The sequence below is a fragment of the Marinitoga sp. 1135 genome (genome assembly GCF_013363245.1).
Classification (GTDB): domain Bacteria; phylum Thermotogota; class Thermotogae; order Petrotogales; family Petrotogaceae; genus Marinitoga; species Marinitoga piezophila.
Map to the genome: position 1 here is coordinate 148,092 of NZ_LBEZ01000025.1, position 16,832 is coordinate 164,923.

The 16,832-nt window shown below is 26.0% G+C and carries 14 protein-coding genes; 12 read left to right on the forward strand and 2 right to left on the reverse strand.

Annotated features, from left to right (window positions below; translation table 11 throughout):
* Positions 1–11 precede the first annotated feature (11 nt).
* The 3 genes from XO10_RS10245 (at position 12) to XO10_RS10255 (ending at position 2,795) form a co-directional block, all read left to right on the forward strand.
* The gene (locus XO10_RS10245; protein WP_175421475.1) at positions 12–668 is read left to right on the forward strand and encodes a DUF2202 domain-containing protein; all 657 of its coding nucleotides are present in this window, start codon (positions 12–14) and stop codon (positions 666–668) included.
* A 122-nt stretch (positions 669–790) separates the two neighbouring features.
* Positions 791–2,044, forward strand: a complete 1,254-nt coding sequence (locus XO10_RS10250) for a putative DNA modification/repair radical SAM protein (protein WP_014297519.1) — start codon at positions 791–793, stop codon at positions 2,042–2,044.
* A gap of 4 nt (positions 2,045–2,048) precedes the next feature.
* Entirely contained in the window at positions 2,049–2,795 is a 747-nt protein-coding gene (locus XO10_RS10255; protein WP_014297520.1) for a TIGR03915 family putative DNA repair protein, read from the forward strand.
* Here the strand turns inward: XO10_RS10255 and XO10_RS10260 are convergent.
* A complete protein-coding gene (locus XO10_RS10260; protein WP_014297521.1) occupies positions 2,792–3,961 on the reverse strand; it encodes a hypothetical protein in 1,170 nt (389 codons plus the stop codon). The genes XO10_RS10255 and XO10_RS10260 overlap by 4 nt on opposite strands.
* A gap of 44 nt (positions 3,962–4,005) precedes the next feature.
* Here XO10_RS10260 and aroH point away from each other — a divergent pair, with 44 nt between their 5' ends.
* From aroH to XO10_RS10290, 6 genes are all read left to right on the forward strand, one after another.
* Positions 4,006–4,350, forward strand: coding sequence for a chorismate mutase (gene aroH / locus XO10_RS10265; protein ID WP_175421476.1), 345 nt, complete (start codon positions 4,006–4,008; stop codon positions 4,348–4,350).
* Positions 4,351–4,525: 175 nt separating this feature from the next.
* Positions 4,526–6,187, forward strand: a complete 1,662-nt coding sequence (gene hcp, locus XO10_RS10270; RefSeq protein ID WP_075780827.1) for a hydroxylamine reductase — start codon at positions 4,526–4,528, stop codon at positions 6,185–6,187.
* Positions 6,188–6,313: 126 nt separating this feature from the next.
* The gene (locus tag XO10_RS10275) at positions 6,314–8,863 is read left to right on the forward strand and encodes an RND family transporter (RefSeq protein ID WP_014297524.1); all 2,550 of its coding nucleotides are present in this window, start codon (positions 6,314–6,316) and stop codon (positions 8,861–8,863) included.
* Positions 8,864–8,865: 2 nt separating this feature from the next.
* Complete coding sequence (locus XO10_RS10280; protein ID WP_175421477.1) at positions 8,866–9,315, forward strand: flavodoxin domain-containing protein; 450 nt, start codon at positions 8,866–8,868, stop codon at positions 9,313–9,315.
* 1 nt (position 9,316) lies between these two features.
* On the forward strand, positions 9,317–9,889 hold the full coding sequence (locus tag XO10_RS10285; RefSeq protein ID WP_014297526.1) for a TetR/AcrR family transcriptional regulator: 573 nt from the start codon (positions 9,317–9,319) through the stop codon (positions 9,887–9,889).
* Positions 9,890–10,082: 193 nt separating this feature from the next.
* On the forward strand, positions 10,083–11,225 hold the full coding sequence (locus tag XO10_RS10290; protein WP_175421478.1) for an ATP-binding protein: 1,143 nt from the start codon (positions 10,083–10,085) through the stop codon (positions 11,223–11,225).
* A 108-nt stretch (positions 11,226–11,333) separates the two neighbouring features.
* On the opposite strand, the gene XO10_RS10295 is transcribed toward XO10_RS10290, so the two are convergent.
* The gene (locus XO10_RS10295; RefSeq protein ID WP_175421479.1) at positions 11,334–12,773 is read right to left on the reverse strand and encodes a hypothetical protein; all 1,440 of its coding nucleotides are present in this window, start codon (positions 12,771–12,773) and stop codon (positions 11,334–11,336) included.
* A gap of 591 nt (positions 12,774–13,364) precedes the next feature.
* Between XO10_RS10295 and XO10_RS10300 the strand changes: the two genes are divergently transcribed.
* The 3 genes from XO10_RS10300 to XO10_RS10310 all read left to right on the forward strand — a co-directional run bounded on the left by XO10_RS10300 (position 13,365) and on the right by XO10_RS10310 (position 16,832).
* Complete coding sequence (locus XO10_RS10300) at positions 13,365–14,291, forward strand: ABC transporter ATP-binding protein (protein ID WP_014297530.1); 927 nt, start codon at positions 13,365–13,367, stop codon at positions 14,289–14,291.
* A 24-nt stretch (positions 14,292–14,315) separates the two neighbouring features.
* Positions 14,316–15,212: an ABC transporter ATP-binding protein gene (locus XO10_RS10305; protein WP_175418598.1), complete on the forward strand. Its 897-nt coding sequence runs from the start codon at positions 14,316–14,318 to the stop codon at positions 15,210–15,212.
* A 339-nt stretch (positions 15,213–15,551) separates the two neighbouring features.
* Positions 15,552–16,832: a hypothetical protein gene (locus XO10_RS10310; RefSeq protein WP_175421480.1), complete on the forward strand. Its 1,281-nt coding sequence runs from the start codon at positions 15,552–15,554 to the stop codon at positions 16,830–16,832.

A 16,832-nucleotide genomic window follows, 5' to 3' on the forward strand; every position in this document is an offset into this window, starting at 1 on the left:
GAGGCGGTATTATGAAAAAAGGTTTGTTATTAGGAAGTATGATTTTAATATTAGTAATAGTATCATTCGCAGGAGGCTTTTTCAATAATCCGGCAGCAGCAGTAGAATCATTACCAACACAAGAGTTGTCTTCAAATGAAATTGATGGTTTATTACAAATGAGAGAAGAGGAAAAATTAGCAAGAGATGTTTATTTAACATTATATGATATCTGGGGAATTCAAACGTTTTATAACATTGCTCAATCAGAACAAACACATATGAATGCAGTAAAAACTATTTTAGATAAATATGATATTGAAGATCCAATTACAGATTATACAGTTGGTGTTTTTAAAAATGAAGAATTAAAAAAATTATATGATCAACTTGTTGAACAGGGAAAAACTTCAATCATAGATGCCTTAAAAGTTGGAGCAACAATAGAAGACTTAGATATATATGATCTTGAAGAGTTATTAAAAGAAACAGATAATGAAGATATAAAAGTGGTATATGAAAATCTTAAATTCGGTTCTGAAAATCATATGAGAGCATTTGTGGGGTTATTAGAAAGGTATAATGAAACATATTCAGCACAATATATTTCACCAGATGAACTTAGCGATATTTTAAACGGTTCAGAAAATGCTCAACCAGGAAATGGTTATAGAGGCGGTAGAAAATAATTTATATTAAAGGTCCCGAAAGGGGCCTTTTTATTTTTAATTAAAAACTTGACACAGCAACTATTTTGTAGTATACTATGTGTAGTAAGATTATAAATAAGTTTATATTATAGGGTGATGCCATGGATATAAATGAAAAATTGAGGATATTATCCTCATCGGCTAAATATGATGTTTCATGTGCTTCAAGCGGTTCTGATAGAAATAATGAAAAAAAAGGTATAGGAAATGCCGTAACCAGTGGTGTATGTCATAGCTGGACATCAGATGGAAGATGCATCTCACTTTTGAAGATTTTATTCTCTAATGCCTGTATTTACGATTGTGCTTATTGTATAAATAGAGCAAGTAATGATGTAAAGAGGGCAACATTTACTGTTGATGAGGTTGTTCAGTTAACAATGAATTTTTATAGAAGAAATTACATAGAAGGTTTATTTTTAAGTTCCGCAATAATAAAAAGTCCTGATTATACTATGGAGCAAATGTTGAAAGTAGTAAAAAAGCTCAGAAAAGAAGAAAATTTTAATGGTTACATCCATTTGAAGGCTATTCCAGGAGCAGATTTGAAACTTATACGTGAAGCAGGTTTTTATGCGGACAGGTTAAGTGTTAATATTGAATTGCCAAGTGAAAAAAGTTTAAAACTATTGGCCCCACAAAAGAAAAAAGAAAATATAATTAAACCCATGAAATTTTTGGGAACAAATATTCTGGCTAATGTTGAAGATAGAAAGAAATATAAAAAAACTCCTCTATTTGTTCCAGCCGGCCATAGCACACAGTTAATTGTTGGAGCATCGCCTGAAAGCGACTATCAGATTTTGAGATTGGCAGAAGGTATGTATAAAAAATTCAATATGAAAAGAGTATATTATTCAGCATTTATACCTGTTAATAAAGATAAGCGTCTTCCTATAAATATAAAGCCACCATTGAAAAGAGAACATAGATTATATCAGGCAGATTGGTTATTGAGATTTTATAAGTTTTCAGCTTCTGAAATTCTTAATGAGAAAAATCCATTTTTAGATGAAAAGCTTGATCCCAAAACGTCATGGGCATTAAGAAATTTTCATTTTTTCCCTATAGAAATTAATAGAGCATCTTATGATGAATTAATCAGAGTGCCTGGAATAGGAATAAAATCAGCATTGACTATAATTAAAGCAAGAAAATATTCACCTATAACCTTTGATGATTTGAAAAAAATAGGTGTTGTTCTAAAACGAGCAAAATATTTTATTACCTGTAACGGTAAATATTATAGTAATATTTTTTTATCTCCTGACGCAATAAGGGAAAAATTAACTGAAAACTTAAGTATGAAAATACCATTATTTCCCACAACGGCAATTGAAGTTTCAAGGAGCTGAAATTATGAATATACTTACATATGATGGAACATTTCAGGGATTACTTACTATTACATATTATTGTTTTGAAAAAAGGAAATTACCTGACTTAATTTTAAAAGAAGGAAATAAAGGGATTTTTGGCAACGGTAATATTATAAAAACCGACTTTAAAAAAGCTGAATATGTGAGTAATTTTATAAAAAGAAAAATAAATAATGGAATTTTGAAAAATATATTTTTAGCCTATCTTTCGGAATATGAAAACATAGAAGTTGATATTATAAAATATGTCAATATCGCTTTGAAATTGAAAAAAGACCCCATAAATTATATAGAAAAGGACTATATTTTGAAAATAAAAAAGGTAATATATAAAGTGTCAAATGAAAAGCATAAATTTATAGGGTTATTACGTTTTAGAGAATTATCAAATGGACTTTATTATGCACCGTTTGAACCCGACCATAATATTATTATTCTACTTGCCCGGCATTTTATAAACCGATTTTCAAATCAAAATTGGATTATTCATGATATAAAAAGAAACCTTGCCCTTGTTTATTCAAAGGGCAAGGTGGATTTAATTAATATAAATATTTCAAATCAGTATTTTTTTAAAGATTTGGAAAATTTATCAAAAGATGAAATTGAATACCAGAGTTTATGGAAAACATATTTTAATAGTGCAGCGATTACAGAAAGAAACAATTCTAAACTTCAAAAACAATTTATGCCTATACGCTATTGGAAATATTTAACGGAATTCTAAACTTTTATTCGATTAATAAGAGAAATATATTCTTTTTGTAGTTTTTTAAATTTTTCAAATCTATTTTCACTGTAGTTTTTATTATAAAAACTTATTAATTCTTTTTTGAGATTTTCGATTGATTCTTTTGGATAAAATTCTTTTAATTCTTCCAGAATTTCATAAATTTTAGAAATATAATCATCATAACCAATCATTTCATACAGATAATAAGAATATTTTTTTAGATCATTGAACTTAAAATTACTTTGTCCTTTTATCATAAGCCATTCAAGAATAAATCGCTTTAAATTCTTTTCAACATAAAATAGAAAATCGTCATTAGCTTCATATGGCGGTTCATGAATAATAGTAATATCCTTATCATAAATAAAATAGCTTTTGAAAATAGGGTTTTTTTCTTTAATTTCAGCATACTCATTCCCATTTTCATATATTAATCTTGAAGCAAGTAATAAAGAAAAATCTTCACCACGTGGAACATCAAGTGGATAATACATTTTTTCTGCAAATTCCTTTCGTATAATCATATTCCCACCGAATCCAAAAATAGATTCCTGCGGTTTGGGACTTTTCATAAACCTAACAATATCCATATCCATAGAGGTAGTTTTCTTCCAGGTTTTCAATTTATCTTCTCCAGTAATTCGTATAGTTCCATTTTTTTCATATGGTGCTGTAAAAACATATTTATCAGGATTTTTTTCTAATAATTCTTTTGTTTTTAAAATATAATTTTCACGTAAAAGCTCATCATCGTCAATTTGTATAATCACATCTTCACAATTCATAATCGGGAAAATAAAGCCCTGATTTCTAATTTCAGGATATCCTTTTGAAGAGAAAAAAAGGGAATTGTATTTTTCTTTACAACATTGAATATCTGTGTTAGTATATATATAAAAGTTATATTTAAAACCTTCCATTATTTTTTCAATTTTTTCGATTATAATTCCATCTTTTGAAACATCTTCATGTGCAGCTACTGCGAAAATATAGACGCTAATATTGTCGTTTTTACCAACATTTAATTTATTGATGCTATCAATAGTTTTATGTAATGTATTTTTGTTTTCAAAATCATTTAAAGGTGTAGGATGATCAAAAAAATCTCTTTTATTATCATTAGTACGAATATATGTATTAATTACAATGGCAAAATTCATAATACCCCTTCTTTCATTTTTCAATAATTTGGAGGTGAGCTTTAATGATAGTAGGAATACGTGGTGCAACTTCAATTGAAAATAATACCAAAGAAGAAATAATCTCTCGTACAATAGAATTATACACCCAAATTGTAGAAAAAAACAACATAAAGAGAATTATTAGTATATTTTGCTCTGTAACCCCTGATATAACTGCTTATAATCCTATCACTGTTATTAGAGAAAACTTCAAATTGGATAATGTAGCATTATTTACACTTCAAGAAGCCGTTTTTGAAAATTCTCCAAAAGCAATTATTAGATTACTAATTCATTGTGAGAGCGATACACAAATTTTTGTTTACTTGCATAAAGCAAAAGATTTAAGAAAAGATATAATAAAGTAAATATTATAAATTTAATTCTGTGTAAAAAATGTTAAGATTCAAAAAGTGTAACATAGGTTACGGACAAAAACCGACAAAAAAGGTTATAATTAATATGTAGATAAAATAAAAAAATTCACAAAATCATATATTAAATCAATTTTTTTTAAATGAACACGGAGGTGTTAATATGGGAATGTTTTGTTATCAATGTGAAGAAGCTGCAAGAGGTGTAGGTTGTACAGCAATGGGTGTTTGTGGTAAGACACCAGAAGTAGCTAATTTACAGGATATGTTGCTTTGGGTAACTAAAGGTTTATCGTATTGGGGATTAAAAGCAAAAGAATATGGAATTAAAGACGATGAAGCTAATTTATTTGTAGCAGAAGCATTATTTATTACAATCACAAATGTAAACTTTTCTGTTGAAAGAATGGTTGAATTTATAGAAAAAGCTTTAGATTTAAAAGACAGAGTAAAGCATAAATTTCTTGAAGCTTATGCTAAAAAAGAAGGCAAATCATTTGATGAAAAAGTACCAGAAGCAGCAGAATGGGATAAGAGAGGCGACGCTAATTTATATGCACAAAAAGGTTTTGAAGTAGGAGTATTAGCTGATAAAGATGAAGATATCAGATCTTTAAAACAATTAGTAATATATGGATTAAAAGGTATTGCAGCTTATGCTGATCATGCTTATGTTTTAAAATATACAAATGATGATATTTTATATTTCTTACAAAAAGGAATGGCTGAAACATTAAGAGAAGATATTACAGCAGATGAATTAATTAATTTAACACTTGAAACTGGTAAATACGCTGTTGAAGTTATGGCATTACTCGATAAAGCAAATACATCAACATATGGAAATCCTGAAATTACAGAAGTTTATACAGGAACATATAATACACCAGCTATATTAATTAGTGGTCATGACTTATTAGATTTAGAGGAATTATTAAAACAAACTGAAGGAACAGGCATAAAGATTTATACACATGGTGAAATGTTACCAGCCCATGCATATCCAGAATTAAAGAAATACGAGCATTTAGCTGGAAACTTTGGAGGAGCATGGTGGCAACAGGATAAAGAATTTGCTGAATTTGGTGGAGCAATTTTAATGACAACTAACTGTTTAGTACCTCCAAAAGAATCATATAAAGATAGGGTATTCACAACAGGACTTGTTGGTTTTGATAAATTAACTCATATTCCAAATAGAACAGATGGAAAACCAAAAGATTTCTCACCAGTAATCAAGAAAGCATTAGAATTGGGTCCAATTCCAGAAAGAGAAGGTAAAAAGATTGTTATAGGTTTTGCTCATGAACAGGTTGCAAAGGTTGCAGATAAGGTTATAGATGCCGTAAAATCAGGAGCTATTAAGAAATTCTTTGTAATGGCTGGTTGTGACGGAAGACATAAGGAAAGGGAATACTATACAGAATTTGCAGCTAACTTGCCAAAAGATACAGTTATCTTAACAGCAGGTTGTGCAAAATATAGATATAACAAACTTGATCTTGGAGATATAGATGGTATTCCAAGAGTATTGGATGCAGGTCAATGTAATGATTCATACTCATTAGTTGTAACAGCATTAAAGTTAAAAGAAGCATTTGGTCTTGAAGATATAAACGAATTACCAATTGAATATAATATTGCATGGTATGAACAAAAGGCAGTAGCAGTATTACTTGCATTACTTTATTTAGGAGTAAAAGGAATAAAATTAGGTCCAAAACTTCCAGCATTTATTTCACCAAATGTATTAAAAGTATTAGTAGATAATTTTGGAATTAATCCAATTACAACAGTAGAAGAAGATTTAAAATTTTTCTTGAATAAGTAAGATAATTATTAATGCAGGGCACTAAATTTTTAGTGCTCTGTTTTTTATTTTATGTTTATCTTTTTGTAAAGAAATAGGTGTAGTATTTTTTATACCGACCAGCCGGTCTAGAAGGAGGGATATTTTGTGAAAAAGCTTGGAAAAATAATCATTGAACACTCTAAAGTTGTATTTGCTTTAATGATGGTTTTAACTCTTGTAGCCTTATATTTTACGACAAAGTTATATATTAAACCTGGCTTTTTGGATTTATTGCCAGCAGATGATCCATATGTTCAGGTTTATAAAGAAGCGTCTAAGAGCTTTAAAAGTATAGATAATATTATGATTGGTATTGAAGGAAATAAAGAAGATATCATAAAGTATATAGATGCTATTTCATCTAAATTAAAAACAATGGATGGGGTTGATGCAATATATGCCAGGAATCCCATGGATTTTATGAAAAAAAATATATTTTTGTTGTCACCAGACGAACAACAAAAATTTCTTTTAAAATTATATTCTTCGGAAAATATTGTTGATTTTTTTGATTCTTTAAACCAGATGTTTGAAACTCCTGATAACGGTTATCATATTTCAGAACAGGAAAAGAGGCAATTTAACTATATTCTTGATTCTTTTAATAATTTACTTGTTTCAATAAATAATAATGATATAGAAGCAGTTAAACAAAATTTCCAGGGAATGTTATTTGGCAAAGAATATATGATTTCTGATGACGGAAAGTTTGGAATAGTTATTGTTAGACCTGGTATATCCTTTAATGATTTAAATAGAACTATTGAATTGGTTAATAAAATTGAAAAGGTTGTAAAGGATGAAGCAAAAAATTATAATGTAAAAGCCGGTTTAACAGGAACGGCTGTTATTGAAAGAGATGAAATGGTTACTACAGAAAGGGATATGGCAATTACAACAACTGTGTCCGTTATATTGATACTTATAATATTCTATCTTGGATTTAGAAGTTTTAAGTTTATGATACTTTCAATTATTCCGTTGATAACAGGCATTATTCTTGCTTTAGGATATGCAAAAATAACTATAGGTTCATTAAATATTATGACAGTAATGATGGGTGCAATACTTGCAGGATTAGGAATTGATTATTCAATTCACATTATATCCCTATATCTTGAATTGAGAAGTAAAGGAAATAATGTAAAAGATGCATTATATGGTGTTTTTGAAAAGAACGTTAGAGGTATTGTTGCCGGTGCTGTTACAACGGCTATAGTAATGGGAATATTTATGATAAGTGAATTTCCAGGATTTAGAGAATTTGGTATTGTTTTATCTGCAGGTATTATTTTTACATTGATTTCTGCAATAACAATATTGCCTATATTATTAAAATGGTTTGGTAAGAGTTTTAAAGATCCTGGAAAAACATTTGTAATTGATTATGATATAAAAAAATATAGAATGATTAGTATAATTCTTCTTGTTGTATTAATTATTTTTTCTGCCGTAAAAATAACTAAGGTGCAATTTGAAAAAAATATGCTTGAAATTGAAGCAAAAGGTTTAGAAAGTATAGCTATTAATAACAAAATTCTTGAAGAATTTGAGCTTTCACCTGATAATACAATATTTATAAGTAATAATCTGGCTGAAGCAAAGATGCTATATGAAAAGATTAAAAATGTAAAAGTATTTTCAGAAGTAGATAGTATAATTCCATTTATTCCCGAAACAGAAAAACAGGTTGTTAGGTTAAAAAATGCAAAAACGGTAAAATCATTATATGTAGAACCTATTAATTTTGATATGAATAAATTAAAAAATGAATTGAGAAGGTTAAATCTTAATATGCTAAAAGCTTCGTTATCCTTAAATACTTTTGGATACAAAGATTTAGGGAAAAAAGTAAATGAAATTGTTAAATCTGGAATTATAAATAAATTAATGGATAAGAATTATGAAGATTACTTGGCAATTCAAAAAACTATTATTAGCCAGATAAATTCACTAAAAAAGGATTTAAATGATTCTGAATTTATTACTATTGATAAGATTCCAGAAGAAATAAAATCTAACTATGTCAGTGATGATGGAAAAGTTTTAACTACAGTATATCCAGCAGGAGATATATGGAATGCAGACTTCCAAAAAGAATATTTTAAGATTTTAGATGGCTTGAATGTTGATAATGTTACAGGCACTTCCTTATTATTCTATAAGGTTGTGAAAATCTCTGCCGAAGAGGGAAAAAATCTATTGATATTAACATTAATTTTGATATTTGTTGTTCTTTTAATAGATCTTAGAAGTTTGAAATACTCGATTTTAGCGTTATTGCCAATGCTACTTGCGATTGTATTAATGTTAGGAATAATGGGTTGGTTTGATATTAAATTTAATGTAGTAAATATTATTGCCTTACCATTAATTATTGGTATAGGTGTAGATGATGGAATTCATTTGATACATAGATATAGAAGAGAAAAGAATTTAAGAGAGGCGTTAAGGAGTACAGGAAAAGCTATTACAATGACAACATTAACAACAGGAGCAGCTTTTGGTTCATTTGTTCTGGCTAAATATAGAGGATTCGTAGGATTTGGACTATTATTGTTAATGGGAGTTATATTTAGTTTTTTAATTACAGCATATGTAATTACGTCTATTATCAGTTATATGGAAAGCAAAGATAATAAGGAGTCAAATTAATAATGAAAATATGTGTAATATATGATACCAAAAAGAATTCAACGAAGGTCTTTTCAAAATGGATTAAAGAAGATTTCCAACAACACAATATAGATGTGGATATATTTAAATATAATGAATTTAACAATAAATATGATTATGATTTGTTTATAATAGGAAGTCCCATTTATTATGAAAAACCCCTAAAAGGAATTATGAATTTTTTAGAAGAAAATAGTTCTATCTTAAAAGAGAAAAAAACAGCTGTATTTATTGTTTGTATGGCTCAATTATTTGGGAAAGCTACAGAGAAATATATAAAAAATCACTATTTAAGACCGCTTGAAGAAAAAGTTGGAGATTTAGTTGTTGAGAGTGGAGTTTTTTGGGGATGGATAAGAAAAATTAATGAGAAAGATAGAGATAAAGTAAAGAAATGGGTAAATGAAATAGTAAAAAAGCTTGGTGATTAATATGGAAGATACTTATGAAAAGATTTTAAAAGCAGCATATCTGGTTTTTTCAGAAAATGGTTATGAAAATGCGAGTTTAAATAAAATTAAGGAAACTGCAGGAGTTTCCAAAGGAGCTATTTATCATTATTTTAAAAGTAAGGATGAATTATTTTATCATGTAATAAAATCATATTTTGAAGAGTTTGTAAAAATCTTTGACCAATATTCCTTTGATTCTCTTGATAAAATAAAAGAATTTGGTTTTATGGCTATAGATATATATGAACAGGATCAAAAATCTCAAAATATTACTATGGTGTTATTTCAACAATCACTAAAAAACAAAGAAATAAAGGAATTGCTTGAAGAATATATAACAAAGGTTCTAAATAAAATCGGAGAAAAATTACAGGAAATATCGGAAAATGGAAAGTTAAAAGAAGATGTAGATATAAATTTATTAGCTCAAAAAATTTTTGTAACTATGGATACATTGGGATTATATATATCTTATGGAATAAAAAATATCGATGTAAGAAGATTGTGGAATGATTTTATTGATGATTATATTTCGCAGTATTATAAAAAATGAAAAATCATAAAATTAACAAAATCCCTAGATTCTAGGGATTTTGTTATAAAAACTCCTTGATAGATAATTTTGTCAAACAATTTTTTGGAATAGGAAGCGGCTTGATTAAATATCCTGTCGAAGGTTGTCGAAAATTGTCGATGTTGTCGACTAAGTCGAACTAATGTGATATAATAATATCTGGGGTGAGATTATGGAATTAGGGAAGATAATTGAAAAAGTAGTTGATAAACCTTTAAATAAAACAGATAAAAAATTGCTTGTGAATAGAGAAAAAGAATTTGAATTAATAAATCTTTTGACGCAGTATCAGCCATATGGAATTTATGGTATTTGCGGAGAAACTGGTATTGGAAAAACAACTGTAATAAATAATATTGAAATACCTTTTCATACAATAAAAATAACATTAACTCAAAGAGAAAATCAGGATACAATTCTTTATGATATACTTTATAATTTATCTTTGGTATCTGAAAAAGATATAAAAATTGCAAAGGAAATTAAAGAATGGATTCTTGAAGAAATTTCATATATTAAGGGATTTTCATTAGGAATAAGTTTTATTGGAAATGCATCAGTTGGTTCTCAAAATCAAAAAGCACCACGTTTTAATTATTTTAAAGCAAAAGAATATTTAAATAAATTAACTGATGAATTGATAAAAAAATATAATAAAGTGATTATAATAATTGATGAATTGGATAAAGAAAAAAAACGTGATGTATTAATTGTATTGGATAGTTTAAAGTTGGAATTGCAAAAAGAAGGACTTATTGTAATTGTTTCATTGCCGTATTCTATATATAGAGAATATAAAAATGATAGAATGCATAGAAATGAAAGTGGAAACCTTGAAAATATAATAAAAGATATAATTTTTTTAAGAGAATTTACCTCATCTGAAATCAAGGAAATTCTTATTAAAAGGTTAAAAGAACATATTGATTTTTTTGATGATAAATCATTGGAATTAATTGCTGATTTTTCAGACGGTAATCCGCGAGATGCATTCTGGATTACACAAAAGATTATTTTTGAAGCATTGTCTCAAAAGATTACAAAAATTGATGAAAAAATGGTAAAAACTTTAATGAGAAATATTGTAAAAGAATATTTAAATGAAATTTCGCTAACAGAAAAACAAAAAACATTTATTGATGAAAGTTTATATCCTGGAAGTAGAGAAGAGATTGTAAAAAAAGCTATTTCAAAAAATAAATTACCTCGATCAACTGCATATTCAATTTTTGATAGATTATTAGAATTGGGAATAATTATAGAGCAAAACGGAACTTATAAACTCTCAGGCAAAGTAAAATATTTATATATTTAAATTATTCTGTCGAAAGTTGTCGAAAATTGTCGACGTTGTCGACTAAGTCGAAGTTAATAATCAATAAAAAATCAAGCTGGATTTTTTCAGCTTGATTTTTTTATTTTATTATAAAAACCTCTCAATAATCTCATCAACCAAAGCTCTTTCATCGTCTTCAAAAGAGTAATAGCCTAAAGCAACACGTTTTTGACCAAGACCATATTTAATAGCAAAATCACGAACCTTACCTTTTGGATAAGGAGTAATGGGCCATTTAATATCGTATCGAACGCAATTTCTTAAAAACACATCAAATATTCTCATTTCCTCATCACTGAGCTTAAAATAATTAAAAACAAACTCCTTAAAGTTCTTTGGTTTCTTAAAAAGCTCAGTGATGAGTTTTTTTCTTGCTAAATAAAATGGTGAAATATTATATTCCGCATCTTCAACATCTTCAGAATTCAATAATCTTCTTTCAACTTTCTTCAAATCAAAATCACTCATCATAATATTAAAAAAATACATCTTCTCATAATTAGCAGAGAAGAATTTAATGATTTTATTTTTATCTCCTTCAAAAATCAATTTCAAAATATGATTCTTTGTAAAAAATGGTTTTTCTATTAATGTTGTATATGTTGAAAAAAATAATACAGGGATTTTAGAAATATTAGTTTTTTTAATTTTGAATAGATTATTTTTAAAATATAGAGAAGTGTTTTTTCTAAAACGTCTATTTCTGAATTTACTTTTATTGTTATAAACATTTTCAAATTCAGGATTTATTTCGAAAGATACATTTTTTTTATAATCCAAAACAATAACCGAAATATCAAATAAATTTAAATACTTATTTATTTTGTATACCTCAAAAATCGTATCAAACCAGTTATAAGTATAATTTAAATTATCATAATAATATCCCATATAATATTCCAATAAATTAGCAGTGATTAAAGCTTTCTCTTTATCAATCTTTCGAATCCACCAGGCTGCACTATTTAAACCTGCATTCATCATTGTTGGATGTGGAAATTTTTTTGCAATAAAGTAACCTTCAATAAAAATCTCAAATGCTTTTTTGTAATTTTTATCATTTAAGTTTTTTCTTGCCTGAGAATATTTCAATAATGATTTTTGAGCATAACTTTCATTGTAGTTTTTACCATATACTTTTATATAATCATAGTTATCTTTATATTTCGAAGAGATATGTTTTAATCCAGGTAAAATAATATTTCGTGCATCTTCAGAAAGTGTTTTAATGTTTTTTCTAAGAATTATGAATTCTTTTTTTGATTCTTCAAATTTATTTTGTTTTAATAATATATCTATTTTTTCAAATCTTGCTAATTCTCTTAACATTATTGTTGGTGTTGTTGAAATAACTTTATTTGCATAAAATAAAGCTTTATCTAAATCTTCATTCCATATTGATTTTAATAACAGAAGATAATATTTCAATGCTACATCACTAATCTTTGGATAAATATAATTAACAATTGGTTTTGAAAAATAACCATACTCAACTATATTTAAAATATCTTTTATACAAATCCCCATTTTAACCTCCAACTTACAAAAAGTTAAAAATATTTTTACTAATCTTTTTTGAAAGTAAGAAACTTTAAAATTAACATTCTCTTGTAACATAATAAAGAATTAAGAAAAAGACAAAATAACGAATATAAAAGTATTTTAAAAAACGAAATAAAATACCGGATTTTTCGATGTTACATGAGTTAATTGAAATGTAATAAAAATCAACTTCTAAAATATTGATAAAAAGCGAAATTTTATTTTAAAAAAAACACTTGCAAGTCATGTTAGAAATGATAAAATAAAAGAAAATACTATTTAAGATACATCGTAAATATATTATGTTTTTGATACAGAAAATATTATATCAAAAAATCTTAATTTCATAAATAAAATGAATAGCAAAGGTATTTGAAAAATTTTAGAATTTTTATCTTAAATTTCTATTTAAATAGTTTTGAAGAAAAAATGAGTATAGAATATGAAGAATAAAATTTGATAATTATTTATATACAACATTTTGATTAATTATAATAGTCTCAAATGAGATAAAAACTCATTTGAGACTATCTGTATGATATAATAGAAAACGAAATTTTTTATAAGGTGATAAAAATGGAAGTTTTTTTTAATATTTTAAAAGAATTACCAAAATCTAATAAGCTAAAAACATTTTTTGTGTTTATAATAAGCATTTTTATTCAATTTGGAAATATATCAGTTCCGTTTATATTTCAGAGATTGACTGATAATTTTGGTAGCGAAAAAGCCTTTCAATATTTTCAGATATTATTGTTTGTATATTTTCTTCAATTACTTTTAAATATTTTTTTTGGAATATTTTATACAAAAAATATATACGAGATTTCATCTTATTATAAAAAACGAGGTTTTGAATTTTTATTGAGAAACAATAAAGAGATAAATAATTTTTCAGAAAAGATAGATTTACTATTTAATCTTTCTGAAGAGGGTATAGCATCTTTATTTTACGAATCAAACGTCAATTTTGTGGTTTATATAATTTTTTATTTTATATTGCTTTTTTATATATTGAAAAGATCCCTAATAGTGGGAGTACTATTAATTGCTAATACAATTGTTTTATATATAGTATCCAGATTAAAAATAAAATATCTTTCTTCAAAAAATTTGGAAATTATCAGATTAGAAGCGAAGAAAATAAAAGAAATTGAGGATATTTTAAGAGGTTTTGTGGAAATTAGAGTATTTAATATTTTAAAAAATGAGGTCAATAGAATTTCAAATCATTTCAAAGAGATTTTGAATATTATAAAGCGAAAACAGAAAATAGAATTATTTATTTCAGGTTTTGAAATTATGAATTTTTTGGTTTTTCCAGCAATTTTGTATATTGTTGGAATTTCAATTATAGAAAAAAACATTTCTCTTGGTGAAGGAATTAAGATCATTCAAATGGTTGAAATTATCACTTCTTATTCTATTTTTATAAGCAATTATACTAACGTAATACCAGAGATTATAAGTGTATATGAGGAATATTCTAAAAATTTTCAATAAACCAAGATATAAAATGGTGATATTATGAAAAAAATAATATTTGTTATCATAGTTCTTTCTATTATTTCAATTATTTCAGAATATCTCTATACTACAATTCCACTTTATACAAAGGATTTCATAGATTTTTTGACATCTGGAATAATTAATTATAAAGTTTTATTAAATATGACTTTGATAATTATAATATCTTTTTTATTAAAAACCATGGTAAAAATCTTTTTAGAATATTATAAGAAGAAAGCATCATATTTAATAACTATAAAAGGTTTATCAAACATTTTAAAATTCGATTATTTAGAATTCAAGGAATATGATGAAATATATTATTCTGAAAGTTTATTAAGATTACCTGAAAAAATAATGGAAGCAGTAAGCTCTTCAGGAATGGAAAATTTCACTATAATATTTAAGATGATATTTCTCATAATTTTTATATTTAACCTTGATATAAAATCTGGTATTGCAACAATAATATATACGATATTATCGTTCGTTAGCATATGGATTTCAAATAAATATTTTTATGAAAATTATGATAAACAAATTGAGATAAATCTTAATAACATATCAGATGCAATGGACCAATTAGAGGGATTGAAAGAGATACATTTATTTAATGCTGTAAATTCTGAAATATCACGTTTTGAAAATAACATTAATAAATATAGAGATTTTTCAATAAAAATAAATATATTGGATTGGTTTTTGTCTTTTACAATAAATGATTTTTTTCAATATTCAATATATGCATATCTAATATATAGAGGATTACTTTTAAAAGATGTTGGTTCATTAATTGCATTATACATGTATGTAAAAGATGTAGCAAATATAATGAATAATTCTATATTTGGAATCTGGAACTCTTTAAGAGAAGCATTAATTTCATGGAATAGATTAAAAAAGTATATAATTTGACATTCAAAATCCCCGAAAGGGGATTTTTATTTATTTAATTATTTTTTAACCAAAATTTTACCGGTAAAAATCCAAACCTTGGAAACATTGAATTTAACATTACATTGTAACATAAGATTTATAATTGGAATTGGTTAAAAAGTTTAATACAAGCATATTATAAATAACAAAGAAAGAATATGAAAAAAACGTGTGTTACATGAGTTAATTAAACAGTAACATTTTTTAATTTCTGAAACACTGATAAATAGCGACTTTTTATTTTGGAAATAGACCTTGAAAGTCATGTTAGAAATGATAAAATTTAAGTTGAAAAATTAAAAATAGGGGGATGAGAAAATGAAAAGAAGAGGATTAATCATTTTATTTATATTGACACTAACGATCTCGTTGTTTTCTGATAGTTTAAAAATGATAAAGAAAATAGAGCTGGAAATAGAAAATGTCCAAAAACCACCAAAAATAGTTACGGCATTTACAAAAAATGAAGTAGTACTCGTGCCATGGGTAGCAAGTGGAAAATATTTTGAAATACGCATATATTCATTAAAAGATAACACAGAACAAATAATAAAAAAGGAATCACCGGCATTATATGAATTAGGCGATCTTAGAAGTGTGACAGCAATAACAATTTTTAATTTTGATGATAAATTCTGGATAATATGTGGAAATGAGAAGAATGGAGATATGGAAATAAATGAATATATAAAAAAGGATAATGAATATATATTCAATAAAAAGTTGAATTTAAAAATAAAATCATGGGCAGTGATGATTGATAAAGAACTAAAGGATAGATTAATAATAAGTTTAGGAGTAAATGAGTCTGAAAGAAAAATAATGGTAGTTGATAAAAATCTTGAGTGGCATAAAGATTTAATTACATTAAATGATTTTTCGGGATATCTTGAAACGGCAGAGTATAAGGATAAATTATATATATTTGAGAGCACAGGGGAAAAAAGCGTATCGTCATTCTTTGGATCAAATAGTAAATACATAAAACTAAAACATACATTTGATGCAAAGACATATAAACTTCTAAAAAAAGATGAAAAGGCATTTTCAGATATGAAATATTATGTTTATATATATCAGGATGGGAAATATGCATATTTTGGAAATTATGGAGGGAAGATAAACATAAAAAGATATAATCTTGAAAATGGAAAAGTAGAGGATATAAACATGGAAGAGATATATCCATTATTAAAGGAGGGAAAGATTGAATATTCATATTTTGCATATAAGAATAAAAAAGTATTAATAGAAATAAATGAAGAAGATATTATGAAATTGGTAATGGGTGAAATAATAAATAATAAATTCAAAGTAATCTGGAAAAAAGAATTAGAAAAAAATGGAGTATTCTTTCCACGAACAACAAAAAGTATTTTTTTATTAATTCCGGATTTACCGACAGAAATTGAAGAAGTTTTATATAAAGGAAAAAATTACAAAATTAATTTTGAAACTGGTGAAATTACAAAAATTACAGACAAACCAATAATCTTTTTCAAAATGAAAGATAAATATTATGGAGTATTAAACGAAACAGAAAAGAAAGATGGGAAGAACTATTCAGTATTTGAAATTTATGAATTAAAAATTGAGTAA